General features: G+C 47.5%; 7 protein-coding genes and 1 pseudogene. 5 read left to right on the top strand and 3 right to left on the bottom strand.

Annotated features, from left to right (window positions below; all coding sequences use genetic code 11):
* The 3 genes and pseudogenes from B3D59_RS14935 to B3D59_RS14925 form a co-directional block, all read left to right on the top strand.
* Nucleotides 1–700, top strand: a pseudogene (locus B3D59_RS14935) (cation acetate symporter); the annotation flags it as partial.
* Nucleotides 701–774: 74 nt separating this feature from the next.
* A complete protein-coding gene (locus B3D59_RS14930; protein ID WP_286821217.1) occupies nt 775–1,005 on the top strand; it encodes a hypothetical protein in 231 nt (76 codons plus the stop codon).
* Between the two features lie 3 nt (nt 1,006–1,008).
* Nucleotides 1,009–1,923 carry a hypothetical protein gene (locus B3D59_RS14925; protein WP_286821213.1) on the top strand — a complete coding sequence of 305 codons (915 nt, stop codon included), beginning with the start codon at nt 1,009–1,011 and terminating at the stop codon, nt 1,921–1,923.
* Nucleotides 1,924–1,941: 18 nt separating this feature from the next.
* Here B3D59_RS14925 and B3D59_RS14920 read toward each other — a convergent pair whose 3' ends face one another.
* Both B3D59_RS14920 and B3D59_RS14915 read right to left on the bottom strand, forming a co-directional pair.
* Nucleotides 1,942–5,253 carry an AAA family ATPase gene (locus tag B3D59_RS14920; RefSeq protein ID WP_286821208.1) on the bottom strand — a complete coding sequence of 1,104 codons (3,312 nt, stop codon included), beginning with the start codon at nt 5,251–5,253 and terminating at the stop codon, nt 1,942–1,944.
* A 16-nt stretch (nt 5,254–5,269) separates the two neighbouring features.
* A complete protein-coding gene (locus B3D59_RS14915; protein ID WP_286821206.1) occupies nt 5,270–6,205 on the bottom strand; it encodes an SPFH domain-containing protein in 936 nt (311 codons plus the stop codon).
* 1,453 nt (nt 6,206–7,658) lie between these two features.
* Between B3D59_RS14915 and B3D59_RS14910 the strand changes: the two genes are divergently transcribed.
* Together B3D59_RS14910 and B3D59_RS14905 are read left to right on the top strand one after the other, a co-directional pair.
* Nucleotides 7,659–7,949 carry a DUF485 domain-containing protein gene (locus B3D59_RS14910; protein WP_286821199.1) on the top strand — a complete coding sequence of 97 codons (291 nt, stop codon included), beginning with the start codon at nt 7,659–7,661 and terminating at the stop codon, nt 7,947–7,949.
* On the top strand, nt 7,946–9,868 hold the full coding sequence (locus B3D59_RS14905; protein WP_286821196.1) for a solute symporter family protein: 1,923 nt from the start codon (nt 7,946–7,948) through the stop codon (nt 9,866–9,868). Before B3D59_RS14910 ends, B3D59_RS14905 begins: the two co-directional genes overlap by 4 nt.
* A 93-nt stretch (nt 9,869–9,961) precedes the next feature.
* Here B3D59_RS14905 and B3D59_RS14900 read toward each other — a convergent pair.
* A partial coding sequence (locus tag B3D59_RS14900; RefSeq protein ID WP_286821194.1) for a DUF3360 family protein occupies nt 9,962–10,902 on the bottom strand: 941 nt, incomplete at its 5' end.

Genomic DNA, 10,902 nt, shown 5'->3' with positions numbered 1-10,902 from the left:
AACCCTTCATCCGCTTATGCAGACCGAAGGCATCACCGACGCCATGGGGGTGCTCAAACACATGAAGACCGCATACGGTGTTGCCGGGGCATCCGTCACCGATTATTCAATGATCGCCGCCGTAGAGGGATTGAAAAGCCCCTTCCTCCTTTCCGTACTGGCGGCGGGCGGCCTGGCCATCGCCATGGCTACAGCCGCGGGCTGGACCATGGTCCTTAACGTTTTGCTGGGAAGGGATCTGGTGGGAAAAGTCTTTGGCAGCCGTTGGCCCGAGAATAAACCTGTACAGGCCACACGGGTTATGACCATATTGATCGTGTTCGTCTCTATGTGCTTCGCATTCAATCCGCCGGCACTGGTTCTGGATATCTCCGGGGCGGCATTTATCGTTATCCTTTGTTCCGTCGGCCCACCGCTGATTCTAGGCATCTGGTGGACCCGGAGCACTACAACGGCTGCCATCGCCAACATCCTGGTAATGACAATACTTTCAACCGGGTCATGGATGTATGCACAATATAAACTGGGCAGCTATCACTGGTTTTTTCTCAGTGACCCTGCCAATAAAATCAGCACACCGCATCAATTCTATTGGGTATTTGTCGGATTTATTTTCTTCATAGTCGTCAGCCTGATGACGAAACCGTGCAAAGAAGAAGTGATCCAGAAATATTCACTGGATATAAGACCGGAACAATAAGCAGTCCATGCCACCCCGGCGCCATGCGCAGGGGTGGCATTTTATGCGCAAATATTAAACAGGTAATCATGACAATGGAAAAAGAACGCAACGAACGATTGCAGAATTGGGAAAAAAACAAACGCAGATGGTACAATACCTATCTGTTCACAGGGATCGGCATCAATTTTCTTCTGTATTTTACCAAACCATATGGGTTTGACCCGAGCGGAAGCATTTTCTGGGGCTCGGTCTTCGGGCTGGGGATTCCGCTGGCGACCATGTTCGGTCTATCCTATCTTCACCAAAAATTGCTGGGGCTTTAAAAATTGATAAAATATTTTGGAATGCTTTTGGGCATCTGGCTCGCGCTGGTATGCGCCATGCCTGCTCCGGCCTGTTTTGGTGACGTACTGTTCGTCCACAATTACCAGAGCGATGAATACCTCATGGGCAAACAGGAATCCGAACTTCGGGTGGGGTACACCCCCCGGGCCATGCTGGTGGACAAACAGACCCGCTACACCGGAAGCTGGATGAAGCGGTTTTTCGGTAAGGTTAAGGAGCAGCGGGATACCACCCACTTTCTGTTGGAGAAGCGCCAGATTCGGGAAATTGACTGGTATAAAAATAAAATTTTGACCCTGCCGTTTGAGAACATACACCATGCACGGATGCTTCAGGTCAATAGCCCCATGACGGAAGGGGCTGCTCAGATTATCAACGCCCGCTACGAGGTGGCAGATCCGGTATTTTCCATTACAGTGGATCCTGAAACAAAAACGGTGGGCGGATATCCATGCCGATTCATTGAAGCCGATTTGCGGCTGGAGACCCGGGATCTTAAAAAAAGCGCGGCCAGTATCACGCTGATCCGCCAGCACCTGTGGGTATCGGATGCCGTGCCCGGCGCTGATCAATATGGTGATTTTCACCGACGCCTGGCCGAAACCCTCGGAGTTGAAGCCGAACGGCTGGGACAATTGAACTTTCTGCTTCGGTATTGGCAGGGGCCGCTGGATCCCATCCGGGAAGCCCTGATCCAGATCAAAGGGTATCCGGTTCAAAACGATTTTTTCGTCGAAGCCCAATATGTCAAAAATACCAGCAGCCCAACCCCTGCCGTGATTTCGAAAATGATCAAAAAAGAACGCATGACCTTGAGTGAGGCAAAGGTTATAGAGACCCTGGATGAAAGCCAATTTGCGGCCGTCGGCCCGTTCAGCGAAGTGACCCTTCAATAACCCTGTGATCTGTTCCGGTCAATTTGCCTTAATATAGGTTTGAAATATTTTTTCATGGGAAATATATTTTTCCCGGCCGGGGTCCTGGAGATAGAACCTGATGGCATTGACCCGTTTGAGAATTTCGTCTTCGGCCCGTTTTCTCATAATCTTTTTGGCCTGGATAATATCTTCTTTCAGATCAGGCGTATTCTGGGAGTCATAGTATTTTTCCGTCTTGTATTTGATTCTCTTTTTAATTAAGTCTTCTTGCATCTCATTGTGGGCCTTATCCAGGAACAGAATCTCGGACATGAGGTCGGCAAAATGCGTTACGGCAATAATATCCTTGTCACGCTGCCAGTAGCCGATAAGAAATTCAGGCTCAAGATCCTGGTAGTTCAGCAGCGGCATGTACATCCTACGAAGATACAGCAGCACTTTTTCCGTTTTTTTCCGGTGCCCGCCGATGATAACCGAACCGCCGATTTCGTCCTTTCTGACCCCTTTGGTCCAGGGGGCGCCGGTAATTCCAAAGTCATTGCAAAGGGGGATCTGAAGCAAGACCGACAGGGTATTCAGGGCCAGGGCATATCCTGCGGACGGTCCGCCGACGTTGTAGGATGCGGACAACAGCTGGTGGTGGATCGAGTACCGCTGGAGGAAATCCCCGAACAGCCAGGGAATGCTGATATCCGGGCATAGGCCCTGGATATAGTTTTTCACCATGGTCAGGGCTTCCTGGGCCGACTGATTGGTCATTTTTACGGCCATATCCATCTGGGCGGTCTCGGCCGAAGGCGTTGCCACGGCACCGGTTACAATGATCGGTGCGTTTTCAACCCTGCCGGTCAGACTGGTGGCAATGGGCAACAGCATGCCGGTCAGATCATTGGCTCCCACGCCGATAATAAAACCGACCTGGGGTTCCTGGCTCAGTTCGGTCTCTAAAAATTCGTTGAGCTGGATGGTTCCTTTGCGCGTAGGGCTTTGGGAAATCTCTCTTCTGGCGGATTCCAGGTGGGCCACAACAATGGGGTAATCGTGTTCCCGGCTGATATGATTCACATTTTCCAGGATCGTGTCGTAATGCTCTACAAAATTTTTCAGGTCGTGTTTGATTTTGGATTTGATCAGGGGCGGGGCTTTAATGGCATCAAGAATCCCTAAGACGGTTTTAAAATTAAGTTTGACAAAGTTATATTTTTCATCCTGGGTTGAGGATTTGAGATCCCGAAGTTTGAGCAAAACTTTAAACTCGGTGCTGCAAAGGGCTATGGCCTTTTCCGTAAACGATGTGTAGTCTGCCGGGGTATTGCAGATCCCCTGGGCGGTTTCTATGATTTTTTCCACCCCGAATTGGCGTGGGTGGGGAACATTTTCGAACTGCTTTTTGATGATTTCAAACACATCCTTTTGCCGCATATGTCCTGATATATCAAGCGTTTTTAGTCTCTTAGACCGGATCAGGGCTGGATCCAGGATATCCAGGCGGTTGGTGGTCAAGACCGTAAATACCTTATTCAAAGGAATTTCACCGTCAATGATATTTAAAAATTTGTTGGTCAGGGCATCCGAAGGGTGGCCTCCCGTGCCGCTTCGTCTGGGGGCAAGCGCATCTCCCTCGTCAAAAAAGATCACCGTGGGGGCGATCATTTTTGCAATATCATACACTTTTTCAAGGTTGGATACGGCGCCGTGTACAGGACTTGACGGGTCCTGGAGCGCCGAGGGGCTTGTCGCAATATCATGGACCTTGCTATTGGAGGAAAGCCAGGTTCTGACCAGGTAGGTTTTGCCCGATCCCGGCGGGCCCGTGAGGACCACGCCCTTATCTTCGCTGACCCCGTAATGAAAACAGTTGTTGGCCATCTCAGAGAACTTATCCTTGATGTCGCCCACATACGCCTCCCAATTCAGGTTCCGGTCCATCTGGTCAACCACCTTATCGTAAAGTTCTCCATACACATTTTTGGCCACCAGCTGGAAGGCCTTACGGATCAAGACGGCATCATCTAAAAATTCCAGGACAAAATCCCCCTGTATGGAGGTAATTGATTCAATGAGCTTTCTCACGTAGGCCGGGGTTATTTTCAGGCTTCTCTCCCTGAAAATGGCATAGATTTTATCTGCGGCAGCGTCCAGTTGTTGTGAGTCCGGCTTAAACTTGGTGGGGATCTGGTAGCGCCGGATTTCAAGAATGATGATTTTTTTTAAGTTTTCCGGATTCATCCAGTATTTTGAAATGTCGATGATCACGCCTTTTTCAACAAATCTGCGGTAAATGGCAGCATCAAAACGGTGGGACTGGTCACTGGTGGCAATAATAAAGCAGTCCCGTCTTCCGTCAATGATTTCATCCAGGACAATGTTGGAGGTGTCAATCAGGGTCCTTTGCTGTTTTTCCATGCCGTCGCTTCCGGACCCGGATTTTCCAAATGCAGAATGGGCCTCTTCAATGTGGCGGATTGACGTGACCTTGGGGTGACCCATGGCCCGCTTAAAATAGTTGCCAGGTTCTCCTGACAGAGCGGTCTGGTAATCATTGGGCGTGATGACGGACATGTCCACTAAAATACCTAAATCTTCAAAATCCGTCAGGTTATGCATGATCCGTTTTCTAAAAATCCATTTGAGAATGGGGATTTTTGCCAAGCGCAGGTAAAAGTCGGTTTTCTTCTTTTTTGCAATCTGCATGGCAAACTCAGGGTCCACATCCTCAAGCTGGGTGAACAGGCTGTATCCCCCTAGAATTTCGTCCCGCTTTTTACGCCAGTCCACCGTGGGAATCACCTCGTTTCTAAATACCACTTTTTCAAGGGCTTCTTTTGCCGTGGCGCTTTTCCCGGAACCCGAAGTCCCTTCAATGAGCATGATGGGGGCTTTGGGAACATCCGGGTCTTCCAGGTGTTCCTTTCTGATATGAACCCTGTAGATCTTTTCAAAGATCTTTTCTAATTCCACAGGGACATGAAGGTCGGTCAGCTCTCTGTCCAGAACTGCGATAAGGTAATGGTATTCGGGCGTTGTCAGTTCTTTTTCAATGATCCTGTTCCAGGAGGCGGCAGGATTGATCTCCCCTGAATATAAAAATCGTTTTTTCCAGTCTATGAGAATCTGGGGGTTATTGAGGATATTCATCCGCTTTTGTTTTCTTTTCATGAAAAAGGCAAAAAAGAAAAAATTTTTCAGCAAAGAGATCAAGGGGTTGGGCGGTCTGTACTGGTTGAGCCTGGACCTGACAAAGGCCTTGGTGTCGTAGGTCCAGGTTTTCACCATGGACTCAATTTTATGAATGGCCTCTTCGGGCAGGGCAATGTATTTTTTTTCCTTTGTATGTCGTTTGGCCATTGGTTTATCCTTGTTCCTAATCTGACACTGCTCTGTCTGCCGGGAAGGGCAGGGTTATCGCCGGGGAACTTTTGCCGTCGTGGAGCACAAAGGTTTTCTGCTTTGATTCGTTCTTTTCATAGGCCGTGGCCCATTTTTGCTGGGAAAGAAATTCAAGCAGGTCCGGGTTGACCTGTTGGTCTTCCCGGCCGCCTAATGCAAAATGGAGTGCCTGAATGCCGTCAAGGTAGGCTTTGTAAAGTTTTTGAATCCTCTGGGCTTCCTGGTCGGCGGCATAGTTTTCTGCCTCTGCAATGAGCTGGCGCCGCTTTTTCTCTTCCGTGGCCTCCACCAGCTTGTCGCCGAACCTTGTTTCATTGAGAACAAAACTGACCACCTCAATGCCGTACTTTCCTTCAAGGGTGGGACCGTTTTTATTGATGGGCCGATTTTTTAATGCATGAAAGATCTCTTCTTTTATGCTTTCCCTGTTCGAGATCAACCTGTTGACCTCTTTGCCCTGTAGAATATCCTTGGCAATTCCGTCGTAATCCCCCTGAAGCAGAATTTCAGGTGACAAATTTTCAATGCCCCAGACTTTAAGGTCTTTTATCCTGAACGTCATCAGGGCAGATGTCCACAGGGCCACGTTTTCCTGGGAAATAATTTTAATGGGTTCTGTGGAACCACCGATGTACATGTTCTGGTTCATTAAAGGAACCTCTTTCTCCAGACGGGTAAAGAAGGGAAGCCTGAAGTGCCAGCCCACATCGGTGACGGCCTCTCTTTTTCCTCCAAATTGTTCGAGGATAACAGCATAGTTGAACTTAACCTTGTAGATCACCTGGGTGGAATAGACCACGGCGGTCAAAGAATAAATCAGGGTAAGGCTGACCAGTAAAAATGCAAGTCTCCTCATCATGGTGAAAAATCGGGCCCGCTGCAAAAAAACTTGGGATTGATGCTCTTTCATACCTGCTCCTTTGCCGTTAATTTGGCGGTTAGTTGCCGTTAGGTTTTAACGGCTTGCCTTTTTTAGATGTCCAAGTTCAATACTATTAAACGTGTGTTAATCTTTTGCTTGTCCGGCAGCCGTCACTTTGATCCTCTTTGTGTAAAATAGCCTTGGTCATATTTTAGGGCATCCGAATTTTTGGTAGGTTGGGTTGAGGAACGAAACCCAACACCGATAAGTTGTTGGGTTTGACTTCGTTCAACCCAACCTACGCTGTGGCCGATGTTATGACCAAGCCCTGTAAAATGAACTTTCGTCGTGCCGTTACCGTCGGCGAAAAATATACCATTAAAGAGGAAAATGCCATTAAACCTGTAGGTCGCCAGCCTATAATCTGTAAAGAAAAACAACCGGATTAATAAGGAACTTCAAAAGTTTAAAAAAGTATACATGAAGATTAAATAATGGTCAAAAAATATTTATGGCTAAGTTTCTTAGGTTGCGAATTCAGGTATTTGGGTTTTCCAAAACCCTTCCGACAATATTTCGTAGTTATCGTGATATCCGAACCTGATCTCTTTTAGGACGCGTCCGGCTTGTGTTCACAGCCTCTTTTTCATGGCCGGGTTCGATCCGGGAGGCGGCATGAGAAAATAATAGATAAATTTTTGTTTTGATTCCAATATGTTTCATTGATTCGAAAAAAAAATGTATTTTTGTTTTTGACATTTAAATTATTTTTCTGCTATGAAGGAATAAATGCTAATGAATGATAGTTAATGAATGTTAATGTAAGATTTTCTCTGCTTTATAGTAAAACAATAACGCCACCGGGATTTGGTGGGTATACATATTGTCTGACAAAGAAACATGGTACGAAATAGTACATGGTACGAAATAGTACATGGATCTAAACTAAAAAGTACAAGGGTGGGGAAATGGAAAGTACAATTAGCAGTAGTGATAATTACCAGATCAATTTCTTTAAACCTGAAAGCACTTTTCTCAAAAACGACGTTCGCGCCATTGTTACCTGTATTGCAATTTGGGCTGTAGCTGCATTCTGTTTTCGTATCCTGTTATACCGGATTTTTCCTGCTTTATAGTAAAACAATAATTCCACCGGGATTTTGTGGGTAGAAATATTGTTCGATAAAGAAAAAGAGTACGAGAAGCTAACCTAAAACTGACAAGGGAGGGGGGGAATGGAAAGTTCAATTCGCAGTTGTTGGAATGACCAGGTCAAGTTCTTTAAACCTGAAACCGTTTTTCGCAAAGATAACGTTCATATCAGGAGTTATCCGTATTACCATTTGGGCTGAGGCTGTGTTCTGCTTTCATATCCTGTTGAAGATGATTGAAAAAAAGGACACCTGAACTATGACATACTGTTTATAAACAGGCATATCCGAAATTAAATTAAACTTTATCCTAAAGATTAAATTAAACTTTTTAAATAAGGAGAGAAGCTATGGGTGGACACGGGCCGTCAACTGACTGGGGAGAGGACAAAGCAATTGGTTTTAAGACAACACTTGGTTTGTGGTTATTTCTTCTTTACGTTCTAGTATATAGCGGATTTATCTGGATAAACGTTGCCAGTCCAGAAACAATGGCGGTAAAGGTTTTTGCCGGTCAAAATCTGGCAGTTGTGTACGGCTTTGGGCTGATTGCTTTGGCCTTCGTAATGGGAATCATTTACGACATTCTTTGCACAAATAAAGAAGATGAACTGAATGAAAAGGAGGATTCTGACAAATGATATATAATGCATCCCCGTTCGCTGTAGCGATATTTGTAGCTTTTGTACTTGCTGTACTCTGGATGTCATCTTTTTTTGCAAAAAAAACAACGACATCACAAGGGTATTATGCTGCTGGTGGAGATATACACTGGGGTGTAAATGGTATTGCATTCGCAGGTGATTATCTTTCAGCCGCCTCCTTCCTTGGTATATGCGGGATGATCGCATTCAGCGGATACGACGGATTTTTATATTCGATCGGTTATCTTGCCGGGTGGGTCGTTGCCCTGTTTATTGTGGCCGAGCCGATGAAGCGTCTTGGTAAATACACATTCACAGATGCGCTTAACAATAAATACAACTCAAGGGGCATTCACCTGACAGCGGCTATCAGCACGCTGATTGTCTCTTTATGTTATCTTGTACCTCAGATGGTAGGTGCAGGCAGCCTTGTGACACCTCTGCTCGGCATGCCGCATTACGTCGGGGTTATCCTTGTCGGCGCAATCGTTATTTTTATTGTCGCAACAGCAGGGATGGCATCAACCACGTACGTTCAATTCATAAAAGGCGCCCTGCTGATCATTTTCTCCTCGGTTCTTTCAATTGCCATATTTGTGCATGGCATTAAAACCCCGCCTGCCGAAAATTATCATAAATTTAAAACGATAAATGCCACTGTCGCCAATGGAGAGGTTACGGCAATTGAGAGCGGTGAGTACAAAATCATCGGGGCTCAGCAAGATGCCAAGGGCCATCATTATGTAAAATTAAACAAAGAGGGCGTAAATACATGGTGGGCTTTGACTGAAAAAGATGGAAATGCCGTCCTTGAAGAGGCGCTTTCGGTTGTAAATGCCAAAAATGGCGAAGTACTTTACAATGGCGAGCCAAAGGATGCCCAGAAGTTCTACCAGGTAGGCCACGCAAGCAAGATCATCGTTGATGGAGAAGAGGTTACGGACTCAGGGAGCCTCGGGCCATTTAAATTCCTGGCAACAATAGGCGACAGCACCATCATCCGTTTTGAAAAGACAATTTTTCTGGACAAAGAGGACAAAGTCCAGCTCTGGTATCAGAATCCGACACCGGGTAAGGATATCATGACACCCGGATTAAAATTCAAGGTCAAAGAGGGGTCAACCTTTATGTCCAAGCTTGATTTTGTCTCCCTGATGATCGCATTATTCTTTGGCACCTCTGCACTGCCTCATATTCTGATCCGGTATTATACAGTGCCAAGCCCTAAGGCCGCGCGTAAGTCAACGATACTTGCCATAGCAGCTATAGGTTTCTTTTATGTCCTGACGCTTTTCATGGGGCTGGGGGCAATGATTACCGGCGTACTTGATGTTCAGAACAGCAACATGGCCGGACCTCTTCTGGCAAAATTTTTTGGTATTGCATTATTCTCCGTAATATCCGCCATCGCCTTTGCAACTGTTCTCGGGACAGTGTCCGGGCTTATTGTGGCAGCATCCGGTGCTGTTGCCCATGACCTGATTTCCAATTATTTTGGAATTCCGTTGACCGATAAGGGCCAGGTAAAAGCGGGTAAAATCGCGGCGGTCGTGGTAGGGGTATTTGCCATATTATTGGGAATCGTATTCGAAGGGATCAACGTATCGTTCCTTGTGGGGCTGGCTTTTGCGGTTGCAGCTTCAGCAAACCTGCCCGCGATTTTAATGATGCTGTTCTGGAAGAAGACCACTGCAAAGGGTATTTCCGCATCCATCGTAGTGGGTATAATAAGCGCGTTAACAATGATTTTACTGTCGCCCTCGACCTTTGAGGTGTATGGACTGCTCCCGTCATCCGCTCCTATACCCATGGATAATCCCGGTATCATATCAATCCCGCTTGCCTTTATAACGCTGGTTGTTGTCTCTTTGATGACACAGAAAGATGAGGTTGGCAGAGAAAAACAAGTTGCATAATATGCACATGTAAAAATGTATAAAAAAGCCCGTCGATGCCAGGCATCGACGGGCTTTTCAAATGGTTGCCCCGGAGCGGGCGGCGGTAAGTTTTTAGAAGATACCGGGTATCCCGGGAAGCTGACCTACCAGCCCGAGGGAAATGGTACAGACGAGGAACATGGCACCCGGGATGATAAGTTTCTCACTCCAGGTGAGTGATCTGGCCCGCTCGGTATCGCCGATGAGCCCCAGGTTGTCCAGGAGCATGGCAGTGGCCCAGCCGAACACCGGATTTACAAAAGCGCAGGCGAAAATACAGGTTCCGGCGCTCTGGGAATCCCTATGGTGGTTAACCATCTGCATCCCCGCTTCAAGCAGCGGTAGGAATACGCCGACAATCAGCGCCACCCGCAGAACAGGTTCCCACATGGCAAGGTCCATGGGGTAGCCGAGTATGCCGGCCACCACGCAGAAAATGCCGGTTAGCATGGCACCGCCGGGAATGGGGCGCTTGGCAATGGCTGCGGGAATCATGTATGTACCCCAGGAGGAGGCGATATTGCCGCCGCCAAGGCAGGAACCGATGGCCTGGCGGATAGATGCCACCATCATGGTATCGTCCACGTCCATAAGGACGGCTTTGGCCTCTTTCGGGTAGTTGAGTTCCTGGAACACCCGGTGTCCAAGGTAGTCCGGCGACCACATGGCAACGGCCAGAATGGAGAACGGAATAACGGCAATGAAATGGCCCAGGTTCGGAAGTCCCATCTGCCACCCAGTATCACGGCCCCACCACCACATGGGATCAAAATGGGGAAGTCCCGGCGGGGTGGAAAAGCTGAAATCCGCGCCCATCGAGAATGCGATGATACCTGCGATGGCGGAACAAAGAGGGATGGCGAGCCAGCGCTTCTGGACACGCGCCAGGTAGGCATAGACAAGCACGGTTGCGCCGATGACCGCAAAGGAAACCACGCCGACACCACCTGCTGTCGCCCATTTTCCAAGGTTGCCGATCTGTCCAATAAGTCCAACGGCACCCAGATAGATCA

It is taken from the genome of Desulfobacter sp. UBA2225, from assembly GCF_002348205.1.
In the GTDB taxonomy this organism is placed as follows: Bacteria; Desulfobacterota; Desulfobacteria; order Desulfobacterales; family Desulfobacteraceae; genus Desulfobacter; species Desulfobacter postgatei.
Note: the sequence above shows the minus strand (reverse complement) of the source record. Positions and strands in the feature narration are given on the sequence as shown.

Coding starts and splice junctions, on each gene's coding strand:
- B3D59_RS14905 (WP_286821196.1), top strand. CDS start 7,946: ATGATATATAATGCATCCCCGTTCGCTGTAGCGATATTTGTAGCTTTT.
- B3D59_RS14910 (WP_286821199.1), top strand. CDS start 7,659: ATGGGTGGACACGGGCCGTCAACTGACTGGGGAGAGGACAAAGCAATT.
- B3D59_RS14915 (WP_286821206.1), bottom strand. CDS start 6,205: ATGAAAGAGCATCAATCCCAAGTTTTTTTGCAGCGGGCCCGATTTTTC.
- B3D59_RS14920 (WP_286821208.1), bottom strand. CDS start 5,253: ATGGCCAAACGACATACAAAGGAAAAAAAATACATTGCCCTGCCCGAA.
- B3D59_RS14930 (WP_286821217.1), top strand. CDS start 775: ATGGAAAAAGAACGCAACGAACGATTGCAGAATTGGGAAAAAAACAAA.